This is a genomic window from Bacteroides caecicola (assembly GCF_023337095.1).
In the GTDB taxonomy this organism is placed as follows: Bacteria; Bacteroidota; Bacteroidia; order Bacteroidales; family Bacteroidaceae; genus Phocaeicola; species Phocaeicola gallinarum.
Window position 1 is genome coordinate 25,539 of the sequence record NZ_JAMBLM010000006.1, and the last position, 23,727, is coordinate 49,265.

19 protein-coding genes are annotated in these 23,727 nt (G+C 47.6%); 10 read left to right on the top strand and 9 right to left on the bottom strand.

Translation table 11 applies throughout. The features are described 5' to 3' along the window. Positions 1 to 29: 29 nt before the first annotated feature. From M3085_RS07370 to M3085_RS07380, 3 genes are read left to right on the top strand one after another with little or no spacing between them, the layout of a single operon-like run. A complete protein-coding gene (locus M3085_RS07370) occupies positions 30 to 863 on the top strand; it encodes a FecR family protein (protein ID WP_249052679.1) in 834 nt (277 codons plus the stop codon). Beyond that, positions 860 to 3,571, top strand: a complete 2,712-nt coding sequence (locus M3085_RS07375) for a TonB-dependent receptor (RefSeq protein WP_249052681.1) — start codon at positions 860 to 862, stop codon at positions 3,569 to 3,571. The genes M3085_RS07370 and M3085_RS07375 overlap by 4 nt, the downstream gene beginning before the upstream one ends. A 6-nt stretch (positions 3,572 to 3,577) precedes the next feature. Beyond that, positions 3,578 to 4,597 (top strand): DUF4249 domain-containing protein, encoded by a 1,020-nt coding sequence (locus M3085_RS07380; protein WP_249052682.1) that lies wholly within the window; start codon positions 3,578 to 3,580, stop codon positions 4,595 to 4,597. Here M3085_RS07380 and M3085_RS07385 read toward each other — a convergent pair. From M3085_RS07385 to M3085_RS07400, 4 genes are all read right to left on the bottom strand, one after another. Continuing rightward, positions 4,581 to 5,561: a phosphatase PAP2 family protein gene (locus M3085_RS07385; protein ID WP_178257490.1), complete on the bottom strand. Its 981-nt coding sequence runs from the start codon at positions 5,559 to 5,561 to the stop codon at positions 4,581 to 4,583. The genes M3085_RS07380 and M3085_RS07385 overlap by 17 nt on opposite strands. Continuing rightward, a complete protein-coding gene (locus M3085_RS07390) occupies positions 5,552 to 6,562 on the bottom strand; it encodes an NAD-dependent epimerase/dehydratase family protein (RefSeq protein ID WP_178257489.1) in 1,011 nt (336 codons plus the stop codon). The genes M3085_RS07385 and M3085_RS07390 overlap by 10 nt, the downstream gene beginning before the upstream one ends. Next, entirely contained in the window at positions 6,563 to 7,465 is a 903-nt protein-coding gene (locus M3085_RS07395) for a cation diffusion facilitator family transporter (RefSeq protein ID WP_249052683.1), read from the bottom strand. 107 nt (positions 7,466 to 7,572) lie between these two features. After that, the gene (locus M3085_RS07400) at positions 7,573 to 8,961 is read right to left on the bottom strand and encodes an NAD(P)/FAD-dependent oxidoreductase (protein WP_191710736.1); all 1,389 of its coding nucleotides are present in this window, start codon (positions 8,959 to 8,961) and stop codon (positions 7,573 to 7,575) included. 342 nt (positions 8,962 to 9,303) lie between these two features. Between M3085_RS07400 and rnr the strand changes: the two genes are divergently transcribed. Together rnr and M3085_RS07410 are read left to right on the top strand one after the other, a co-directional pair. Beyond that, entirely contained in the window at positions 9,304 to 11,454 is a 2,151-nt protein-coding gene (gene rnr / locus M3085_RS07405; protein WP_178257486.1) for a ribonuclease R, read from the top strand. Positions 11,455 to 11,462: 8 nt separating this feature from the next. Further along, positions 11,463 to 12,374: a serine O-acetyltransferase gene (locus M3085_RS07410; protein WP_178257485.1), complete on the top strand. Its 912-nt coding sequence runs from the start codon at positions 11,463 to 11,465 to the stop codon at positions 12,372 to 12,374. A gap of 16 nt (positions 12,375 to 12,390) precedes the next feature. Here M3085_RS07410 and M3085_RS07415 read toward each other — a convergent pair whose 3' ends face one another. Continuing rightward, positions 12,391 to 13,545 carry a helix-turn-helix domain-containing protein gene (locus M3085_RS07415; protein ID WP_239466533.1) on the bottom strand — a complete coding sequence of 385 codons (1,155 nt, stop codon included), beginning with the start codon at positions 13,543 to 13,545 and terminating at the stop codon, positions 12,391 to 12,393. 249 nt (positions 13,546 to 13,794) lie between these two features. Beyond that, a complete protein-coding gene (locus M3085_RS07420; protein WP_191710734.1) occupies positions 13,795 to 15,018 on the bottom strand; it encodes a M16 family metallopeptidase in 1,224 nt (407 codons plus the stop codon). Positions 15,019 to 15,143: 125 nt separating this feature from the next. Between M3085_RS07420 and M3085_RS07425 the strand changes: the two genes are divergently transcribed. The 3 genes from M3085_RS07425 to M3085_RS07435 all read left to right on the top strand — a co-directional run bounded on the left by M3085_RS07425 (position 15,144) and on the right by M3085_RS07435 (position 17,317). Then, positions 15,144 to 15,680, top strand: a complete 537-nt coding sequence (locus M3085_RS07425; protein ID WP_191710733.1) for a TIGR00730 family Rossman fold protein — start codon at positions 15,144 to 15,146, stop codon at positions 15,678 to 15,680. 229 nt (positions 15,681 to 15,909) lie between these two features. Then, positions 15,910 to 16,512 carry an SIS domain-containing protein gene (locus tag M3085_RS07430; protein ID WP_178257482.1) on the top strand — a complete coding sequence of 201 codons (603 nt, stop codon included), beginning with the start codon at positions 15,910 to 15,912 and terminating at the stop codon, positions 16,510 to 16,512. A 25-nt stretch (positions 16,513 to 16,537) separates the two neighbouring features. Then, positions 16,538 to 17,317 (top strand): radical SAM protein, encoded by a 780-nt coding sequence (locus M3085_RS07435; protein WP_178257481.1) that lies wholly within the window; start codon positions 16,538 to 16,540, stop codon positions 17,315 to 17,317. Here the strand turns inward: M3085_RS07435 and cbiB are convergent. Genes cbiB through M3085_RS07450 form a run of 3 tightly spaced genes read right to left on the bottom strand, consistent with a single transcriptional unit; the run spans position 17,311 to position 20,748 of the window. Further along, complete coding sequence (gene cbiB / locus M3085_RS07440) at positions 17,311 to 18,264, bottom strand: adenosylcobinamide-phosphate synthase CbiB (RefSeq protein ID WP_178257480.1); 954 nt, start codon at positions 18,262 to 18,264, stop codon at positions 17,311 to 17,313. The genes M3085_RS07435 and cbiB overlap by 7 nt on opposite strands. Next, positions 18,246 to 19,262, bottom strand: coding sequence for a threonine-phosphate decarboxylase (locus M3085_RS07445; RefSeq protein ID WP_191710731.1), 1,017 nt, complete (start codon positions 19,260 to 19,262; stop codon positions 18,246 to 18,248). The genes cbiB and M3085_RS07445 overlap by 19 nt, the downstream gene beginning before the upstream one ends. Further along, positions 19,255 to 20,748: a cobyric acid synthase gene (locus M3085_RS07450; protein ID WP_249052685.1), complete on the bottom strand. Its 1,494-nt coding sequence runs from the start codon at positions 20,746 to 20,748 to the stop codon at positions 19,255 to 19,257. The genes M3085_RS07445 and M3085_RS07450 overlap by 8 nt, the downstream gene beginning before the upstream one ends. A 616-nt stretch (positions 20,749 to 21,364) precedes the next feature. On the opposite strand from M3085_RS07450, the gene M3085_RS07455 reads away from it, so the two are divergent. Both M3085_RS07455 and M3085_RS07460 read left to right on the top strand, forming a co-directional pair. Continuing rightward, positions 21,365 to 22,675 carry a TolC family protein gene (locus tag M3085_RS07455; protein ID WP_249052686.1) on the top strand — a complete coding sequence of 437 codons (1,311 nt, stop codon included), beginning with the start codon at positions 21,365 to 21,367 and terminating at the stop codon, positions 22,673 to 22,675. Positions 22,676 to 22,693: 18 nt separating this feature from the next. Continuing rightward, positions 22,694 to 23,725, top strand: a complete 1,032-nt coding sequence (locus M3085_RS07460; RefSeq protein WP_191710729.1) for an HlyD family secretion protein — start codon at positions 22,694 to 22,696, stop codon at positions 23,723 to 23,725. The last annotated feature ends 2 nt before the right edge of the window (positions 23,726 to 23,727 follow it).

Here is a 23,727-nt window from a genome sequence, read left to right on the forward strand (position 1 = left end):
ATACAGAAATTACCTAACAAGATAAGATTATGAAAAATCAGCATGACCCATTGACGCCGGAAGAAGAGAGCCTGCGCTTCGTCAGCCGCTTCTACCGCGAAAACAAAAACAATACGTCGGAGGCGTGGAAGAAAATCCTGCCTCATCTGCGCCGAGACCGCAAGACTTCCCGCCGGATGTGGATTTACCGCACCGTGGCAGCAGCAGCCGTTTTTGCAGGAATCTTAATCGGGATGACTTACTACTGGAACCGCCTGCACACCGACTGGGTTGTCGTGACGGCAGACGCAAAACCGCGAGAGCTTTTCTTACCCGACCAAAGCAACATCACGCTGTCGCCCGGAAGCAGCCTGCGTTACGACCGACTCTGCTTTGGGAAGGATGAACGCCGTGTAGAGCTGTCGGGCAAGGCTTATTTTGCCGTACACCACGAAGCCGACCACCCTTTCCGTGTAGCAACGCCCACGGTTACGATACAGGTGCTGGGTACGCAGTTTCAGGTAGAGGCGGCTGCCGACAGTACAACCGCTTTCGTGGCTTCGGGAAAAGTTCGTTTCAGCACCGGGAAATCGTATTGCGACCTGACCGCCGACATGCGTGCCGTAGGGCAGAAAGACGGAAATATCCGGGTTACCAAAGCTGCAAGTCGTAACGAACTGGCATGGAAAACTCATCGGCTTACTTACCGGCATACGCCGCTGCGTCAGGTGGTCGACGAATTGGAAAAACTCTACGGCTGTTCTATCACAGGCATACCCGAAGAGGAACTGTTTCTGACTTCTGACTTCAACGAAATGCAATTAACAGACATAATTCACATCATCAACCAAACACTCGACACTCATTTATCTGTAGAGCCATGACAAAACGCTTCACTTTTTACGTACAAATGATGCTAATCGTACTGGCTGGCTTCCTTACCGTGGAAGCCCAAGCCCGTACGACGGACGAACCGCTGGTTAACCTGCGTGCCAACCGTGTACCCATCACCGAGGTGTTGGCCCAATTAGAGAAGCAAACCGACGTTATTTTCTCTTACGAATCGTCGCAATTAGAAAAGTTTCCTGCGATAAGCATCCATTTTCATCAAACGCCCCTTACGGCATGTATCGAAAAACTGTGTACCATTCTTCCGATAAGCTATCACCGGATAGGACGGTTCATTATCATAAAGCCAAAGAAAATGAAGAAATTTACGGTGAGCGGTTTCGTGCGCGACAAGCTATCCGGCGAATCACTTATCGGGGCATCTGTGGTTGAAACCAATCTGAAGACAGGAACAATTACCAACGAACATGGTTTTTTCAGTCTGACGCTGAACGAAGGTGAGACCGATTTGGAAATTACGTACATCGGATATGGTGCATATCATTTTCACGTGCCGTATCTGCACCGAGACACTACACTTACTGCCAACTTATCGCTCAACCAACAGCTTGAAGAAGTGGTTATAAACGCCTCTCTCGACAAAAATCAGTTGCAGAGCCCTCAAATAGGCAAAATTACATTCAACTATTCCGACATCAAACGCACGCCTGTACTGTTTGGCGAGGCGGACATCGTAAAGGTGATGCAAACCCAAGCCGGCGTTTCTCCCGGTGTGGCGGGATTTTCCGACATGTATGTCAGAGGCGGAAACAAGGATGAAAACCTTTATCTGATTGAAGGAAGTCCCATCTATCAGGTGAACCATGTAGCCGGACTGTTTTCGGCACTCAACGTAGAAGCCATTAAAGGAATGGATTTCTATAAAGCCGGATTCCCGGCACGCTTCGGCGGGAGAATATCAAGTGTGGTCGATGTGAAACTGAAAGACGGAAACCTGAACGAATATCACGGCAGTGCCACATTGGGACTGACATCGGGTAGTCTGAATTTGGAAGGACCGATTGTCAAAGGAAAAACAGCTTTCAACTTCAACCTCCGCCGCTCGTGGTTCGACGTGCTGACAGCTCCTGCGCTGGCTATCTGGAATGCCACCAAGAGCGAAGGCAAGAGCAAAACCGTGGCACGGTATGCGTTTACCGACTTAAACTTCAAGCTGACTCACCATTTTAACACACGCAGCCGTGCATTTGCCGGTGTGTACTGGGGGAAAGACTACCTGAAAGGCGGAACCAAAGAAGAAATCGAACAGACAAAAGAAGAAGACATCAGCCGCCTGAACTGGGGCAGCGTGACGGCTTTCGGCGGATGGGCGTATGCGCTCAGCCCCAAACTGTACGGAACGCTGAATGCTTCGTACACCCATTACCGCTCCGACATCCGGCGAGACCTAAAAAACCAAGAGAAAGACAAGTCTACTTTCTACCGCACTTCTACCGCAAACGGAATTGATGACGTCAGTTTCCGTGCCGACTTCAGCTACCAGCCTGCAACAAGTCATCACATCCGGTTCGGCGGACTATATACTTATCATAAGTTCCGTCCGGATTACGATGAAACCCGTTCATCGGCCGGCGAAGGCATCCTTCTTAACGACAACCAAGAAATCCTGTATGCCCACGAAGCCGGGATTTATGCCGAAGACGAGTGGAACGTCTGCCCGTGGTTCATCGTAAACGGAGGGCTACGGTTCAGCCTCTACCATGCGGAACAACAAACGTACACAAACTGGGAACCGCGAATCAACACCGTATTCCGCCTCAGCCCTCGGCTAAGCGTAAAAGCCTCTTACGCACGGATGAGCCAATACGTCCATCAGCTCAACGAAAGCTATATCGACCTGCCCACCGACAGCTGGATTCCGGTAGGCAGAGAGTTCAAACCGTTACAGAACGACCAACTGTCGGCAGGAGTCTATTTCAGTATGACCCCCACCTACTCGTTTACCGTGGAAGGATTCTACAAATGGATGAATCATGTACTGGACTATAAAGACGGATACAACATATTCTCTGCCACATCAGACTGGCGCAACAAGCTGACAGCCGGCAAAGGAAAGTCTTACGGTATGGAACTGACAGCCCGCAAGGAACAAGGGAAGATAACCGGTGTCATCAGCTATACCCTCAATTGGAACAACCGCCGCTTTGAAGACATCAATCAGGGAGAGTGGTTCCCTGCCAAGTTTGACAACCGCCACAAAGTGAATATCACCGCCAACTGGCGCGTGAGCAAGAAAGTGGAACTAAACGCCGCATGGACGTACATGACCGGCAACCGCATAACCGTTTCGTTCGACAATTATTATGAACTGGGACGAGACCGCTATACAGGATGGGCAGGAACAGGCATCAGCCCGACCACACCGGGAGTCCAATTTCCCGGCAGCGAACTGGTTCCGCCCGATTATTATTTCGAAAACGGACTGGATTATTATACCAAACGAAACAACGTACGCCTGCCCGCTTACCACAGGCTGGACTTGGGCATCAATATTTATAAACCCCTGAAAAAAGGAAGAACAGGAATCTGGAATGTAAGCATCTACAACGCTTATTGCTACATGGCTCCTGCCAGCATCCAAAAGCGGTGGAAATGGGATGAAAACTATAATGTTACCAACGTATTCCAAACCTTGCGCCTCATACCTATTATTCCGTCTGTATCATATACACTTAAATTCTAACAAAGTATGAAGAAGAGAGATATATACATTTTGCCGGCTGCTCTGCTACTGCTAAGCGCATGTTACAAAGACATCGACATGGAGAAATATCGTCCCGACCCGGTTATCGTGGTCAACAGTGCCATTTCGTCCGACTCTACCATCATGGCGAGCGTTACACACACTTGGTTCTACGCCGATACCAAGCCTTACGAAGAGCATTACGCCAACCTGCCGCAAGCTCGCGTCGATTTGTATGTTAACGATGAGTTCCGGGAACAAATGGAATGGGGACAATACCTCCCGGTAGATTCGCTCAATAAAGTACCGGATTCGGTATTCAAATCGCACGTCGTGCCGAAAGCCGGAGATTGTATCCGACTCGTAGTCTCTGCCGATGGTTATCAGACCGTAACCGCCGAAACAACCGTTCCCGCCATTGTACCTATCCGGAAAGCCGAATGTGTGGATATTACGGAACGCATCAATTACGAAGGGAATGTAGGAGACGGATATGGAAATACGGTTAAGGAACGGTATTATGCCCTGACCTATAACCTAACGTTCAAAGACGAAGGTGGAAAAAGTAATTACTATGCCCTTACCTGCCTGAAGACGGATGAATATTACCAGACTTACTATCATCCACACATCGAATCATCCGACCCCATATTGTCTGAGAACTCAAACGCATTAGACGGCTCGATCGGATTCGACGGCATCAGTACCGGATACAGTTTCCTGTTTACCGACAAACAAATAGAAGGACAGGAATATACGCTGTCGTTCGAAGAATGGGTAAACAAGAGCGATGCCGAACAGTCTTCGCAACTATTAATCCGCTTATACAGCCTTTCCGAAGAATATTATCATTATCTATATTCCTTAAACCAAGTAGCTGGAAGCACGCTCGACGAAGCACTGGGAAATCTGGGCTTCGGCGAGCCGCTTCGAGTGTATAGTAATGTAGAAGGAGGTACGGGTATCTTGGGAGCATGTAACAGCTCAGAAACAGAAGTAACCGTACAAATCACCCCAGCATCTTGAACACCGGAGAGATAAACCACCGTTTATACATCAGCGTAGCCAACTGATAGACGAAGAATGCCGTCACCAATCCTACAATGGAATCAATCAGATAGTGTGCCTGAATATAGACGGTGGCACAACATAACAATACATAGAAAGGAGCGAGGATATACGCCAGTTTACGGTTTACGCGCCATGCCATAATCATTACGATGGTAGATATACCTACATGCGAGCTGGGAAAAGCTGCGGTAGGTCGCTCGCCCACCTCTTGCGATGCTTCTACCAGATTATAAAAGAAACCGTGTTCGTATCCCGGACCGGGAATAAGATAATCATTATTATTGAAATAGTCGCCGATGGCTGGAAAGATGCAGGCATTTACTTTATCCATACCGATTGCCGGGAAATAGAATTGAGGACCTGCCACCGGTACAAGGATATAGAAAAGGTAGTAGATAAAAAAAGAGGTTACCAGCACGAAGCATATCTTTTCAAACCACTCAAACCGATTAATAAAGTAATAAACCACCACTATCAGCATCATGGGGTAATAAAAGAAATATCCCATGTTAAAAGGCTCACTAAACCACATGGAAGGACATAACTCGCTGAACTCTACGGAAGGTTGGCAGTGAAATATTGCTTGTTCGGCAGAAGCAAACAGATGGTCAAGGTTAGGAAACAGGCGATTAAACTCAAAGGTATCGGGATACCAATAAGCTAACAGCGACATCTGGACGACCATACGGACAAACGCCGTAAGCCGACAAGGAAATGCCTGATACATGAATATCAAAGCAAATGTCAGAATCACAATACCCAAACGCTCAAGCAACATGATGCCCGGATGCTCCATACGGGTATATAACAAAAAAATCAATATCGTGGTAAGGGCATTATAAATCAAACTGATGCTTTCAACAGCAAACAGCCCCTTTCCACTTTCTACACGCTCAAATAAGTTTATTTTTACAGCCATCCTTCTTTCTTATACCAAGCTATGATTTCTTTAACTCCTTTCTCCAACGAATACCGAGGACGGTAATCCAACTCTTCAACCAAAGGGGTGATATCGCATCGCCAGTTACGTTGTTTCATTATCTTATATTTATCACCATTCAGCGTACTGGTCTTCCCGCTCAAACGAGAAACATTTTCGGCTACGAACGAAATGACTCTCAACAAAGCCAGCGGACAGATAAACCGTATGACCCACGGGTTACCTAACTCTTTCCGTACCAAATCTGAAAAGGTACGGCTGCTGTATACCTGACCATCGCTGACAAAATAGCTGCGACATACCACTCCCTTCGCAAGGGCGGAATAAACTGCCTGAACCAAATCGGCTACGTAAACAAACGTAAGGTCTTGCCGCTTAAATCCTGCCGCGATGTCAAAATGACGACTGATTGATTTAATCATCAGGAAATAATCACGCTCACGCGGTCCATACACTCCCGTAGGGCGGAATATAACGTAGGGAAATCCGGACAATGATTTCAAATAGTCCTCCGTATGAAGTTTACTGATTCCGTAGGCTGTATTCGGTTGAGGAGTATCCTGTTCACAAATAGGTGTATAATCTTTTTCGTGAATGGCCCCGAACACGCTCAGCGAACTGACAAAGACGAAACGTTCGGGTATCATCCCCTGACGTGTCAACGTTTCGATAAAATTACGTGTAGCCCAATAATTGCCCATCTCAAAGTCTGCTTTATGCAAACATTTCGTAACGCCGGCACAGTGGATTATATAATCCCACCCACCGTGTTCACGCTTATGAGCGGCAAGCTGACTCTCCAGCCTGTCTGTATCCGTAAAATCCAATTCGGCAAAACGGATACGAGCGTCTGACAGATATTTCCGACTGCTCGTACGACGCACGCCCGCCCATACGTTCATACCTCGCTCCAAACCTTCTTCTACCAGAAAGCTGCCGATGAATCCGCTTGCTCCGGTCACCAAGATTTTCTTTTCCATTTACTTCTCAGGTTCAACGTGGATGCCGATAAAAGTTCCGGCACCGTATGTTTCTTTTAATTTCTTTTCTATTAAAGTAGCCTTGTCGTGCGCTTGGCGTAAAGACATGTTCCCATCCATGCGCACATGCATATCAATCGCATACCGGTTTCCTATACGGCGCGTCCGCAGGTGATGAAGCTGAGACACTCCCTCAACCGATGACACAATCGAAATGATTTCTTGCTCTACCGCATCAGGAAGCGAACGTTCCATTAGTTCTCCTATACAAGTATTTAACTGCTGAACAGATACGCGGACAATGAAAAAGCTCACGATAACGGCAGCCAAAGGGTCGAGCACGCGCCAGTTCTCACCCAACAAGATAGCCCCGCCTATACCTACGGCTGTACCCACGGAAGAAAAAGCGTCGCTACGATGATGCCATGCATTGGCTATTACCGCAGGACTGTTTTGTTTTTTCCCTACGACACAGGTGTAACGGTAAAGTATTTCTTTCGACACAACGGAAATAACAGCAGCAACCAGAGCAACCCATCCCGGAGAATCTAATGCTTCCCCGTGAAAAAAGGCTATAATCTTACTGAGTCCGTCCCAGCAGATACCTACTGCCACGCCCAGCAATGCCAGCCCTATCAGCAAAGTGGCAAAAGTCTCATATTTTCCGTGACCGTAATCATGGCTCTTGTCTTCCGGCTTTCCCGAAAGTCGGACAAACACAATCACGATAACATCGGTAACCAGATCAGACAATGAATGCACAGCATCTGCTACCATCGCGGCGCTATGCCCCCAAATGCCGGCTGCAAACTTTCCTATCGTCAGCAACACGTTTACCACACTCCCTATCAGCGTTACCCGATAAAGTTCCCGTTCGCGGGAAGAAGTGTCTGCTCTATCCATATTCATTTTTTATTAAACAAGAATGGAGCAAAGATAATTATAACTTTCCATCTGCCCAAAGAAGCGCTGCTTCTTTCGTGGCAGAATGGATTTGTTATTGATATTATTTAATTTTTTTGGTTATCGGGCTGAGCAGAATCCGCCGTATCAGGATTTTCTTCCTCTTTACCCCAATGGGTTTCGGCTTCACGTTTCTCACGCTCGATTACCACCTTAGCCTTCCGGCCGTAAAGAATAAGTCGCAACGAATGGTCGTACGTCAGGTAGCTCCACATCCAGTTAAGCAAAACATTGATTTTATTGCGCACTCCCAATATCGAACGAAGGTGAACCACCAGCCACAACATCCAAGCTATCCAGCCTTGCGTTTTCAACTTGCTGAATTCTGCCACAGCCTTATTTCGTCCTACGGTAGCCATCGAACCTAAATTCCGATAACGGAAAGGCTTCAGAGCCTTGCCTTCCGCCAGATTGACGAGATTTGACGCCAGCAGGTTTCCTTGCTGAATGGCTACTTGGGCCAACTGCGGATGACCGTTAGGATATTGCTTGTCGCCATCAAGCATGATACACTGGTCGCCTATGCAGAAAATATTATCGCATCCTTCTACACGGTTAAAGGCATCGACCTTGATTCGTCCTCCGCGTCCGATAGACGTTTCCGGCAAATTACCGATGCTGTTGGCACGCACACCGCTCACCCAGATAAACGTACGGGTAGGTATTTCGCTTCCGTCTTCCAGTATCACCTTATTGTCTCGGTAATCCATAACCTTCTTGCCCAAGCAAACGTTGATACCCATCTTACGGAGAAACTCTGCCGCCTTTTCTGACGATTTGTTCGACATTCCCGCCAACAAACGGTCGCCTGCCTCCAGCAAATAAATTTGCAGTTCGTTGATATCCATATCCGGATAATCTTTCGGGAACACATAATGCTTCATTTCAGCCAGAGCACCGGCTATTTCCACACCCGTTGCTCCACCGCCTACCACGACAATGTTTAACAACTCATGGCGTTCTTGGTCGGTAGCACAGGTGATGCTCCGCTCAAAGTTACCCAGCAAAGCATTACGCAACCCGATGGCCTCTTCCAGCGTTTTCATCGGAATAGCCGATTCCTCGATGCGCTTGTTGCCAAAAAAATTAGAAGTAGTTCCTGCCGCCAATACCAGATAGTCGTATTCTATCTTACCGATAGAAGACTGAAGGATGTTACGTTCCGGCCAAATAAACCGAGCCTCTGCCATACGGAAATGAACATTCTTATTCTTCCCGAAAATTTTCCGGAAAGGAAACGAAATCGAACTGGGTTCCACTCCGGCAGAAGCCACTTGGTAGATGAGTGGAGGAAACTGATGGTAGTTATACTTGTCGATTAACACAACCTGAAAATTCGAATCAGACAGTTTGTTTGCCAATTTCAGTCCACCGAATCCTCCTCCTACGATAACAACTCTTTTTTTACCTTTTTCTCGTTCAATGTTAAAACTCATAATCAGCCTAATTTTGTGCGGTACAAAATTACGATGTTTTTTGCTTTTCTCACTTGCTTTTACCACAAAAAAGATGCTATGAAACACTGTTTTTAAACAAAATAATGCAGCTTTTTCTGAAACTGACAAACCGACATTACAAATCGCATTGTCATGCCTCTTCAAGGGCTCTTGAAGCCCCCGAAAATTCTACCGCAAGGACACCATGACGCTCCGAATAGAAAGCCTCAACGCAACCGCATGTTTTAACCAACGCAAGCGGTAGAATTTTCGGATACAATACGGCTTATTCCATTTATTTTATTTACTTTGTAAAATCAATCATTTAAAAGCAGAAACGACATGACTAAGAAGAAAGACAAAAAGGGCGGGAAACGCATGAAAAAGAAAGAGTTAACAGAGTTACTCGTTAGTTATTTCCGCAACAAGCCCGGTGAGGCATTCACTGTCAAACAGTTGTTTCAAGGATTAAAGCTAACCACCCATCCGCTGAAAATGCTCTGCCGCGACATTGTGGAAGAAATGACAGAAGACAATTTCCTTGTGGAAGTGGAAAAAGGACGCTTCCGCCTGAACGATAAGGGACAGGTAATGGTGGGAACATTCCAACGCAAAAGCAATGGAAAAAATTCATTCGTCCCCGACGATGGAGGAGAACCGATTTTTATTGCAGAACGCAATTCGGCTCATGCGATGAACAACGATAAGGTTAAAATCTCACTTTGCGCCAAACGCAAACGACAAAAAGTGGAAGGTCAGGTTATCGAAATTCTGGAACATGCTGCAACCACGTTTGTGGGCACACTGAAGGTTACCAAGAACTATGCTTTCTTACTGACCGAGACCAATACGCTTGCCAACGACATTTTCATCCCGAAAGACAAACTCAAGGGGGCTAAAGACGGCGACAAGGCTGTAGTCAGAATCACCGACTGGCCTGAAGAAGCAAAAAATCCGTTTGGCGAGGTGATTGATGTACTGGGTAAAGCGGGCGACAACACGACCGAGATGCACGCCATCTTAGCCGAGTATGGTTTGCCATACACTTATCCGCAGTCGGTAGAAGCGGCAGCCGAAAAGATTCCGGCAGAAATCACACCGGAGGACTACGCCGAGCGTGAAGACTTCCGCGACGTGGTGACATTTACCATCGACCCCAAAGATGCCAAAGACTTTGACGACGCGCTTTCCATCCGTCTGCTCAAACCGGGACTGTGGGAAGTAGGCGTACACATTGCCGATGTGTCGCATTACGTGAAAGAGGGAAGCGCCATCGACAAGGAGGCGGTAAAGCGTGCCACTTCGGTCTATCTGGTCGACCGTACCATCCCGATGCTCCCCGAACGGCTGTGTAACTTCATCTGTTCGCTCCGCCCCGACGAAGAAAAGCTGGCGTATTCCGTTATCTTCAACATGGATGAGAACGCCGTGGTGAAGGATTACCGCATCCGCCACACGGTTATCAAGTCGAACCGGCGGTTTACGTACGAAGAAGCCCAACAGATTATCGAAACGGGCGAAGGCGATTACAAGGAGGAGATTCTTGAACTGAACAAACTGGCACAAATCTTACGCCAACGCCGCTTGGAAAACGGTGCGATAAACTTCGACCGCTGTGAGGTGAAATTCGAAATCGATGAAAAAGGAAAACCGCTGAGCGTGTATTTCAAGGTATCGAAGGAAGCCAACAAACTGATTGAAGAGTTTATGTTGCTTGCCAACCGTACCGTGGCAGAACACATCGGCAAAGTGCCGAAGAACAAGAAACCGAAAGTATTCCCGTATCGTATCCACGACCTGCCCGACCCCGACAAGCTGGATAACCTGAGCCAGTTTATCGCACGCTTCGGCTATAAAATCCGTACGGGAGGCAGCAAGATGGAGGTATCGAAATCTATCAACCGCCTGCTGAACGACGTGGAAGGGAAGAAAGAACAGAACCTTGTGGAAACGGTTTCGCTGCGTGCCATGCAGAAAGCGAAGTATTCCATTTATAACATCGGACACTACGGACTGGCATTCGACTATTATACGCATTTCACTTCGCCCATCCGCCGTTATCCCGACTTGATGGTACACCGTTTGCTTACCCGCTATCTGGCAGGAGGTCGTACGGCTCAGGCAGACAAATACGAATCGCTGTGCGAACACAGCTCGGCTATGGAACAAACCGCAGCCAGCGCTGAACGGGCTTCGGTGAAATACAAACAAGTGGAATTTATGAGCGAACGCATCGGAAACGTATACGATGCTGTCATCTCCGGAGTCACGGAATGGGGACTGTATGCCGAAATCAACGAAAACAAATGTGAAGGCATGATTCCGATGCGCGACCTCGATGACGACTTCTATGAATTTGATGAGAAGAATTATTGCCTCATCGGACGCAGAAGCCACCGGAAATTCAGCCTCGGCGACCCGGTGAAAATTAAAGTAGCCCGTGCGAACTTAGAGAAGAAACAACTCGACTTTACACTGGCCGACAAGAACTAAACACGGTTATGGATACATCTCATCATTACACACAAGCAGTGACAAGAGCGGTAGAAGAACTATCCGACTGCCGCTCTTATCAAGGATTATTTCATCAGTACAAAGACGGAGAACCGCTCCCGTCAGGACGGTCGCTCTGTAAAATAGTAGATTTAGCGAGAGCCATTCTTTTTCCGGGATATTTCGGAAATCCTACCATTCACAGCCAGACCATGAAGTATCACATCGGAGTGAATGTAGAAGAACTGTTTGCCCTGTTAATTGAACAAATTCAGGCAGGGCTGTGCTTTGGAGTGGAAAACGGTAACAAGGAATGCGGGGATACTCCCTGCCGGAAGACAGCAACCGAACTGGCAGCCAAGTTCATCAGCCGGTTGCCGGAAATGCGCCGCATCCTTGCCACCGATGTCGAAGCCGCTTATTACGGTGACCCGGCAGCTACTTGCTTCGGAGAAATCATCTGCTGTTATCCCGTTATCCGCGCCATAACAAATTACCGTATCGCCCATGAGCTTTATATGCTAAATGTTCCGCTCATCCCACGAATCATTACGGAAATGGCACATTCGGAAACCGGAATAGACATTCATCCGGGCGCACAGATAGGTCATCACTTCACGATAGACCACGGAACAGGTGTGGTTATCGGGGCTACGTGTATCATTGGCAATCATGTAAAATTGTATCAGGGAGTAACGCTGGGAGCAAAAAGTTTCCCGCTTGACGAACAAGGTAACCCGATTAAAGGAATCCCGCGCCATCCCATACTGGAAGACGATGTGATAGTTTACTCCAATGCCACCATCTTGGGCAGGATAACCATCGGAAAAGGAGCTACAATAGGAGGCAACATCTGGGTAACAGAAAGTGTCCCGCCGGGAACACGTATAGTACAGCGTAAAAATAAAGATACTCTTTAAAAAACAAAGAAGCAGCTCATCCGGCAGCTGCTTCTTTTAATTCTTTCAATTCTTTCCGATAAGACGAGGGAGAAATACCTTCTTTCAACTTAAATTGTTTGCTAAAGTGGGCAAGGTCGGCAAACCCTACCTGCTCGGCAATCTCAGCCAGACTCGCTTCCGGCGACATGATAATGCGATGTTTTGCTTCATCAATTCGCAAGCCATTAATCCAAGTGTTAAAATTGGTGTGGTACGTTTCATTGATAAAATTAGACAGATAAGTACGGTTTATTCCGATTTCTTTACTCAAATCTTGAATGGTTACTCCGGCGTGGAGAAACTTTTTATCAGCCTTCCAACGTGCCAATTTCTCATCAATCTTTTCGTACTTCAACTTTTGGCTATCCATAGTATCTGAATCTATTGTTAATTGGATTATCGGTTTTTCTTCTGAGGAATAGATTTCTTTTGTCGGTTTAAGGGTTACATTTTCTTTGGGATATTGGAAATTAGATATAGCATAATTGTGATATTGCAAAGCCAGCATCACATAAAATGCCGTATAAATCGCCGTAAAGACAAATTGAAGAATTACGTCGGGATATAAACAGATCCCGACCCCAAGTCCGGCTAAAACGCAAATACCTGTCCACAGCGGATAAACATCTTTCCGCATAATGGATTCGCGGTCGGGATGACGTGTGAGCCATCGCTTTGAAACCCGCATGAATATCCGTATATAAACCGTTGCCAGAACAATATAACAGCCCAACAACACGTAAGCGGGCCACGTATAAGGCTTCCCGCCCAACGAAAAGTAGTAAATGAGATTAGCGATAAAAAGCAATAAAGTAAATGCAAATTGTTTTTGCATAAAGCGCCTTATCTGCTTACTGGCACTAATAGGATAAATAAACGCCCATGCGAACAGTAAGACCTGCAGAGGAGCTATCCCCTGAATAAAAAAGGTTTTCATGTATTCCATAGACGATATTTGCCCACTGTCAATACCTGCTACAATCAATGAAGCGATACCTAAAAAGACATAAGCCACTTCAATATAAACCCGTCCTCGCTTGTTGCGCTTGCACATTTCCCCTTCAGGAACTTTGGAGAAATGTAAAAATAAAGCCAAAACCAAGCAAACGACACCTGATACGACTTCCATCGTATAAAATAGTTTCTCCATAATTTACTTTGTGTTTTTCTTGTCCTAAAGTTAAGGCAGCTACCGATTACGATATTTGTCTATTCGTATATTTTTCAATTCGTACATTTATTATTTTTCAAACCGATTTACGAATATTCAACATCATAATCTATTACAAAAAAAAGGATTAAAAAGAAAAAATACAAAGTAGAGAGTACGAAAAAACGGATTATATGTAGCCCAACAAGGGCCAAGTGTTTAAAATTTGAGACTAAATGGATTATTTTTTTATCTATAGACAAGTGTAGACAAGTACGAATCGGAAAAAACCTGATTGGCTATTTCCAATAACTGAGAGGAGGTAAGACTGTCGATGCGATTAAAGACCTCTGTCTTGTCTTCGTATTTTTTATAGTGAAGGAAACATTTCCCCATGTCGAGGGCGTTGTTTTCGAAGTTATCGCTTGCCACACCGATTTGTCCGATGATTTGTTTCTTTGCCGCCGCAAGCTGTGCCGATGTCAGCGAGCAATCGCACAGTTTCTTCAGCTCTTTATGCACCAAGTCGATACAGCGGTCGGCATCTGCCGTATCGCAACCGAAATAAATGCAGAAAGTCCCCGTATCGGTATATGCCGTAAGATTCGACTCTACCGTATACACCAAGCCTCTACGCTCGCGCAAGGCTACATTCAGACGGCTATTCATTCCGGGGCCTCCCAAAATATTATTCAGCAGATAAAGTCCTGTGCGACGTTCGTCGTAGGCATCGTATCCGCGTCCGCCTATCATCACGTGTGCCTGATGGGTATCTTTTTCGAGGGTCAGCGAGCGGGGAGAATAAGGCAACGGGCGCTGACGGATGTAGTTTTCCACCTCGGCATAAGGAATATCCGATACGGCACGTTCCACGGTGCGGACTACCGTGCGGAAGTCGATGTCGCCCTGCACAAAGAACACCATGTTCGTAGGCTTATAGTAACGGTTTACGAAACGCAAGGCATCTTCGCTGCGGAAACGGCGCAACAGTTCGGGCTTGCCGAGGATGTTCCGCCCCAGCGCATGGTCAGGGTAGATGAGTTCTTCAAAATCGTCGAAGATAAGTTCCGCCGGACTGTCTTCGTAGCTCTGAATCTCGTCAATGATTACTTCTACTTCCTTGTCTATCTCCTGCTGCGGGAACGTGCTGTGGAACACGATGTCGGCAAGCAATTCCACGGCGCGGGCGAAATGTTCTTTCAGAAACGCACTGTACACTACCGTTTCTTCTTTATTGGTGTAAGCATTCAGGTCGCCGCCCACGTTTTCCATGCGGTTAAGGATATGCCACGCACGGCGTTTCTTCGTACCTTTAAAAATAAGATGCTCTACGAAGTGTGCCATTCCCTGCTCGCCCGACCACTCATCGCGCGTACCCGCATCTACGGCAAAGCCGCAATATGCCACGTTAGTCGGACTCGGAGCATGGATTAACCGCAACCCGTTAGAAAAGGTAAATGTATTATATGCCATCGTTTTTCTCTGAATTGTATTCGCGACGGCAAAATTACATAAATAAGTATTGTCTTTTTATTAAAAATGCAGATATTTGCAGCGTATACGAATTTGTTCGCAAAAACAAATAAACCCGAACGCTTATGAATAAAATAGGAATATTCTGCTCGGCTTCCGATGACATCGCCCCCCTATTCATGGAAAAGGCAAAAGAGCTGGGCGCATGGATGGGAGAACATCGGAAATGGCTGATTTACGGCGGCTCGAACTGCGGTTTGATGGAGGCTACGGCGCGTGCAGCAAAGGAAAAAGGCGGAATGATTATGGGTATCGTGCCCACCAAACTGGAAGAGAAAGGGGCTGTAAGCGAATTACTGGACGTAACGTTCCACACCGTAAACCTGAGCGACCGCAAAGACCTGATGTTGCAGGAATCGGAGATACTGGTTGCGCTGCCGGGCGGAGTAGGTACGCTGGACGAGGTATTCCATGTCATCGCTTCCGCTACCATCGGATATCACAGCAAGAAAGTAATATTTTATAATATCGGCGGCTTTTGGAACGGATTACTTGATTTCTTAAAAGGCTTGGAATCGCAACATTTTGCCCATCGGCCTTTATCGAATTTCTTCCAGACAGCAAACAGTTTCGAAGAGCTTACCGGTATGCTCGACAAATAAAAACTGCAAGACCAGACATGCCTTGAAAACCTTTAAAAAACGCTTCGGTTAGAATGATACAACCTAAGCGGATGCGTCAAGCAAAACATGCGGTAGAACCGGGTAACACTAACGGTTGCGTTTTACCTGTTTACCCTAAAAAGCTAACCATCTATAATTCAAAGCATTAAAAAGTAAGAGAAAATTCACTATATCAATTAACTGACCACTTTACTAAATAGAAAACGATATGATTTCATCCATTAAAGAATTGTTGCAGCGGGAAGCGCAGGCTGTATTAAACATTCCGGTAACGGAGGCTTACGAACAGGCCGTAGAGCTGATAGTGGAACAAGTACACCGTAAAAAGGGGAAACTGGTGACCAGCGGAATGGGTAAGGCAGGACAAATTGCCATGAACATTGCCACGACTTTCTGTTCGACGGGTATTCCTGCCGTTTTCCTGCATCCCAGCGAGGCGCAACACGGAGATTTGGGCATCTTGCAAGAGAATGACTTGCTGCTGCTTATTTCCAATTCGGGAAAAACGCGCGAAATCGTTGAACTGACCGAGCTTGCCCAACATCTGGACGCTACGCTGAAAAAGATAGTCATCACCGGAAATCCGGACAGTCCGCTGGCTCACGCTGCCGACATCTGTCTGGCTACGGGACATCCCGACGAGGTTTGCGCACTGGGTATGACGCCTACCACCTCGACTACGGTAATGACCGTTATCGGCGACATACTGGTGGTAGAGACCATGAAACGTACCGGATTTACCATCGAAGAGTACAGCAAACGTCACCACGGGGGGTATTTGGGCGAACGCTCGCGCGAACTCAGTAAATAAACTGTCAATTCAAAAAACAAATATTATGTCAACTGTTATTTATCCTTCTCCCATATTCGGCCCGATACACAGCCGGAGACTGGGGATTTCGTTAGGTATCAATCTTCTTCCGGCAGACGGAAAGTTTTGTACGTTCGATTGCATTTACTGCGAGTGTGGATATAACAAAGACCATCGCCCGAAGATGAAACTGCCCACCCGCGAAGAGGTGAGCGAAGCATTGGAACACCGGCTGGCGAGCATGAAGGCTGAAGGTGTGGCGCCCGACGTACTGACGTTTGCCGGCAACGGGGAGCCTACCGCGCATCCGCATTTCCCGGAGATTATCGACGACACGCTGGCACTGCGCGACAAGTATTTCCCGAATGCCAAAGTGAGTGTGTTAAGTAACTCTACCTTTATCCACAAGCCTGCGGTATTTGATGCGCTGAACAAGATAGACAATAACATCTTAAAGTTGGACACGGTAGACATCGACTATATCCGTAAAGTAGATCGTCCGACAGGTGGCTACGATGTAAGCAGCATCATAGAAGGGATGAAGGCTTTTAAAGGCAATCTCATCATCCAAACCATGTTCTTAAAGGGGACGACCGACGAAGGGGAAGACGTGGATAATACATCAGACAAGTATGTATTGCCGTGGCTGGAGGCGGTGAAAGAAATTGCGCCCCGTCAGGTAATGATTTACACCATCGACCGTGAAACGCCTGACTTGTCGCTCAAAAAGGCATCGCACGAGGAGCTTGACCGAATCGTGGGTTTGCTGAAAGAGGCAGGCATCAACGCGGGAGCGTCTTACTGACCGAAGCCGAGCCGGAGAACAGCGTACACTGCCACCATGAAGGCTATCATCATCCCTTCTGCCCGGCGGTTAATACGAATGGCAAGGCGCATATCGGCAGTAGTAAGCGTGCGTTCATGCTCACCTATGAAAGGCTTATATACCGTTTCGCCGAAATAGTCGTGAGGACCACCGAAACGGCAATCCAATATTCCTGCCAGTGCCGACTCCGGGAAACCGGAATTGGGACTGGCATGTTTATTTCCGTACTTCCGCACAAAGTTCACAAGAGAAAGCCTTCCTGAAGCCACAACCATCAGCAGTGCGGTAAGTCGTGCAGGCAAGTAATTCGCCACGTCATCCGCATGGGCGGCAAAACAACCGAAGTCGCGGTACCGCTCGTTCTTGTATCCGATCATCGAATCAAGCGTATTCACCATCTTATATGCCAACATCCCCGGAAGCCCCAATACCAAATACCAGAACAGCGGAGCGATAACGCCGTCGCTCAGGTTCTCCGACAAGGTTTCAAGAGCAGCCGTACGCACTTCCTGTCCTGTCAGGGTGGCTGTGTCGCGTCCCACGATGCGAGCCACCTGCTTCCGCCCGTCTTCCACCGAGCGGTCGGCTGCCACAAACACCATCCGCACTTCGTCTGCCAACGTCTTTCCCGCCAAGCAATAAAACACACCCACGGCAGAAACCAAGATTCCCGCCCACCGATTCCATGAGAAACAGGCATGAAGCAGCACCGCTACGGCAAAGAATGTACCGGCAATCAGCAGGCAAGCCGCAACCGTCCCTTTCGTTTTTCTCTGTTTTCCACGATTCCACCGCCGTTCAAACCATGAAATCAGCTTTCCGAAACCCACCACCGGATGAGGCAACCACGCTGGGTCACCCAAAAGTTTATCCAACACCCATCCGGCTATCAGCGGAAGCAACGTATTTAATAAGTATACATCCATTCCTTTATGCAATTAACAAGTCGGTCATTTTCTTCGGGAGTCTGTACGGCAATGCGGAAGAAACGCTCGTCCAGCCCTTCGAAATTAGAAGCGTCGCGAATCAGGATGCCGTGGTTTAACGCCAAAAACTCTTTCAAGGCGGCTGCCTTCCCGCTGCGCAAGCATATCAACATGTAGGGAGTATCCGATTCCCACACGTCCATGCCTCCAACGCTGAGCAAGGCTTCCGCCACCCGCTTCCGCTCACTTAACAATGCAGATACATCGAGTGCGTAATCTCCCTCGGCACGATGCAGCAAATAATGTCCGGCGGCAATGGCAAGCGCATTGACCGACCACGGCATCCGGTTACTGCGCAGCTTGTCAATCAGCAGCGGATGAGCCGTTACGTAGCCGATGCGCAGTCCCGGCACGGCGAAACGCTTCGTCAAGGAGTGAAGCAACAGTACGTTGGGATAATCTGCCGCTTCCTTTGCCGAGAAGAGCGGTTTATCGGTAAAGGCTTCGTAAGACTGGTCGATAACAAACAGATGACGGGGATGCGTCTCTATCCATTTCCGTAGCCGCCGGAGGTCGATAACCTCACCCGTCGGGTTGTTTGGGTTACAAAGCCAGACCAATGCAGCTTCGGCCGGAAGGGTGTCGGGCGAAAACAGGGAACGCACCGTATGGAGATGAAGCCTACATGCATCGGCATACTCGCTGAAAGTAGGCGCAAGAATCACCGACGTACTGTTACGGTAGGCTTGGGCTATCAGGTAGATTGCCTCCGTCGCCCCGTTAGTTGCACATACATTTTCCGGCATGACGCCGTGAAACGAAGCCAACTCCCGTTCCAGCGAGCGCGGTTCCGGTTCCGGATAAGAACGGATGCAAGAAAGATTCTCATAAAGATAACGATTCAGTCCGTCGTGGTTCACTCCGCCCGGTACGTTCGAACTGAAGTTAGAAGTTATGCCGGGATAAGCGTAAATATCGTCTCCGTGTCCGTTAATCATGGGTTGTCAGTATTTGGTATAAAAGAGACAGATTGAGATGGCTCCGCACGTGAGCCGCCAACTTGTCGTATTGTTCTTCTTTATAGGCAGAATAGTCTAAAACGGTCTTCTGAAGTTTATCGGCATACGGTTCCAACAGCCAGTCGATGACTGCCTGATTATCCAAGATGCCGTGAATATATGTTCCGAAACACTTCCGGTCTGCCATCCAGCCGTCTTTCCGTCCTTCCGATGTTTGTATAAAGGTTCTTTGCTCCTCTCCTTCTGCCGGAACGGTTCTTCCCTGATGGATTTCATAACCTGTACAGCGGTTATCCGCACCTGCCGGAAATGCGAAGTTCACCCGGCGCGTAACCTTTTCTCCTTCCATCACCGTTTCAACGGGCAGCAGGCCTAAGCCCGGCAACGAGCGGAGGCTTCCTTCTATTCCTTCAGGGTCGCTAACCACCTGCCCCATCATCTGGTATCCGCCGCAGATGCCCATCACGGTGGCTCCGTTACGGCGTGCTTCCAAAATGGCGTGGGCTACCCCGTTACGGCGCAGTTCGTACAAATCATCGAGGGTGCTTTTCGTACCGGGCAGCAGGATGATATCGGCTTTCGCCAGTTCGTCTGTATTGTTGGTGTAGTAAAGGTTTACACGTTCGTCACGCTCCAGCACGTTGAAATCGGTGAAGTTTGACAAATGACGCAACAGCACCACAGCCACGTTGACTTTCCCTTGTACGGCATTCAACTGTTTCGTTTGGAGGTCTAACGCATCTTCTTCCTCGATATAAATATCCTTGTAGTAGGGGATGACTCCCAAGACAGGGATGCCGCAAATGTCTTCCATCATCTTTACGCCTGACTCAAACAAGCGCAAATCTCCCCGAAATTTATTGACGATGATTCCTTTTATCCGCCGGCGGTCTTCGGGAGTTTGAAGAGCCACCGAACCGTATGCGCTGGCAAATACGCCGCCACGGTCGATGTCTGCCACCAATAATACATCCGCACCGGCGTAACGAGCCATCGGCATATTCACCAAATCCGTATCGCGCAGGTTGATTTCGGATATGCTTCCCGCCCCCTCCATCACGATGGGGTTATACCGGGTGTTAAGGCGGTCGAAAGCGGCATGAACCTCATGGCGTAACTGCTCCCTACCTTCTACACGGAAATAATCGTAAGCATCGCGGTTTCCGATGGGGCGTCCGTTCAGCACCACTTGCGCTGTTTTGTCCGAGGAAGGTTTCAACAAAATCGGATTCATATCCGTATGACAGGGAATACCCGCCGCCTCAGCCTGTACCGCCTGTGCCCTGCCTATCTCCAAGCCTTCGGGCGTAACGTATGAGTTCAACGCCATGTTTTGCGCCTTAAACGGTGCAGGACGGTATCCGTCTTGCCTGAATATACGACACAGAGCTGCCGCCAGCACACTCTTTCCCACATCGCTACCCGTTCCGGCAAGCATCAGCGGATGTAAAGTTCTTTTCTCCATAAATCAATCGACAACAAAGTTTCCGGCAAATAGCCGAGGTGCAAAGATAGCGCATTTCTTGTTACTAAAGAAAGCATTCCTGTAAAAGCCTGTAAAAGAGGAAGTTTGAAAAAACGAAAACGCTACCCATAGAGTGGCTGAGTCTTTCGAATAGAATTACCTGATTCTACCGCAAGAGTTGGTCAACACTAACGGTTGCGTTTTTAGGGGCAAACCGGAGGGGAATTTCCCCATATATTTCAGAGGCTGTATGTTAAAAAGTAATAAAACAAGCAAGCCTAAAGATTACAACTTATCGGTCGAAATTCTAACTTTGCAGTCGGAAATACAATACAAGAAACCATGAAAACGTATAACTACGACTATCAAATAGTGTACAAAAACAAAATCCATGACTTCCACGCATGGGGAGCATCGGCTCAAATTTAATCTCCACCGGTTTCTTTTTTCATACATTTGATTGGATGCAAAAAGCCTGCACAGGTCGGGCGTTTTGTATGATACGCACTTCGGAGAAATTTTTTCCGGAAGGGGGTTCATGTCCCAGCTTATCGGCATCCTGTCTGTACACACATCAAGTTATTTTTTCTGTAACACTTACTTTTTATTTTTATTTATGAGCAAGAAAAAGCGACTCATAATGCTATGTTACACAGCATTATGCAGTTTGTATTTGTATGCCCAGCCCCGTGTGATGGGCATTGAAGAGATGTTTCGTCTTGCCGACGAAAACAGTGAGAGTATCCGGATTTACAAAACGGGCAAAGAGGCCACCGACGAACAGTTGAAAGCTGCCAAAGCACAACGGTTGCCCGACATCAACCTGTCTGTTTCTGCCAGCTATTGGGGGAACGGCAGGCTGTGGGACAGGGACTTCGGCAATGCAACGAAAATTGAGATGCCTCACTTCGGCAATAATTTCGCACTCGAAGCCCAACAGGTTATTTACGCCGGAGGCGCCATTAACAGTGGCATCGAGTTGGCCGAACTAAACAAACTGATAGCCGAACTCGACCAACAAAAGAACCGGCAGGATATTCGTTTTCTGTTAGTAGGATATTATTTAGACCTCTACAAATTAAAGAATCAGGGCTATGTGTTGGAAAAGAATATCGAGCTGACCGACCAAGTTATCGCAAACATGGTGGCACGCCGCGAGCAGGGTACGGCGCTTAAAAACGACATTACCCGCTATGAACTGCAAAAAGAGACACTGAAGCAGCAGCTCACGCAAGTAAAAGACGCATGTAAGATTCTGAACCATCAGTTGGTTACAACCCTGCATCTGCCTCGTGAGACTAAAATCATACCAGACTCAACACTCGTCAACATTCCCATACAAACGCTGAGCGAACAGCAATGGCAGGACATGGCAGGCAAAAGCAATCTGACTTTGCAGCAGACACAAACGGGAGTCCAAATCAATGAACAGAAAGTTAAGCAGGAGCGGTCGGAACGATTACCGCAAATAGCACTCGTGGCAGCCGAACATTTAGACGGGCCGATAACCATTGAAGTGCCCGTATTGGATAATAACTTCAACTATTGGTATGTAGGCATAGGGGTGAAATACAATATTTCATCATTATTTAAGAACAACCGGAAGTTAAAGCAAGCCCGTTTGAACGTACGCAAAGCGCAAGAAACACACCGGCTCACCATAGAACAGGTAGAAAACGCGGTGCAGGCAAATTATACGAACCTGCAAACGGCGTATTCCGACCTGCGGACGCAGGAAAAGCGTGTGGAACTTGCCAACGAGAATTACAGCGTAACCAATAACCGGTATCAGAACGAACTTGCCCTGCTTACGGATATGCTTGATGCGAGCAACGCCAAACTAAGTGCCGACCTCGGATTGGTCAACGCACGCATCAATGTTATTTATCACTATTATAAAATGAAATACATTACCCATACGCTATAAACTAAAAAACAACAAACCATGACTACGAGAAAGATTCAAAAACTGACTTACAATAGCATCATCATCTGTTTGCTGGCAATCGGACTGATTTATGTATGTTCGCGTTTCATCCATCCGGGAGTAGAGTATACCGATAATGCTCAAGTAAAACAACACATCACTCCTATCAATACCCGGATAGCGGGTTTTATAAAGAAAATCTATTTTGACGAATACCGGCCGGTAAAGAAAGGAGATACTTTGCTCATCATTGAGGATACCGAATTTAAATTACGGTTGGCGCAAGCAGAAGCAGACTTGGCCAATGCGCTGTCGGGACGGCAAGCCACAACGGTAGGCATCGCTACCACGCAGAATAATTTAAGCGTAAGCGATGCAAGCATCGAGGAAGTCCGCGTAAGGATGGAGAATGCGCAGCGCGAGCTGTCACGTTACAAAAAGCTGTTGGAGGAAGATGCCGTAACCCGTCAGCAGTACGACAATGTGAAGACTGCGTACGAAGCCACCCAAGCACGCTACGAACAGCTTTCGCGCGCCAAACGGTCTACGTCGCTGATTAAAGATGAACAGGCTCACCGGTTGGAACAAAACGAAGCAGGCATACGGCTGGCTCAGGCGGCCGTCGAGTTGGCGCGGCTGAACCTTTCGTATACGGTCATCCTTGCTACGTGCGACGGCGTAACAGGACATAAAGACATCCACGAAGGTCAGTTGGTACAACCCGGACAAACCATGCTGGACATTGTGGACAGCAACGACCTTTGGGTTATTGCCAACTACCGGGAGACACAACTCTCGCATATCAAGGAGGGGGCTGAAGTAGAGCTGACTGCCGACGCCGTTCCGGGTGTGACTTACACAGGCACAGTAGAATCTATCTCGGACGCTACGGGAGCTGCCTTTTCGATGATTCCTCAAGATAACGCCACCGGCAATTTCGTAAAGGTAGAACAGCGCGTTCCGGTGCGCATCAGCCTGAAGAACAACGATGCCGCCTTGCTGAAACGCTTGCGTGCCGGATTTAATGTAGAATGTAAAGTTAAATATTAAGT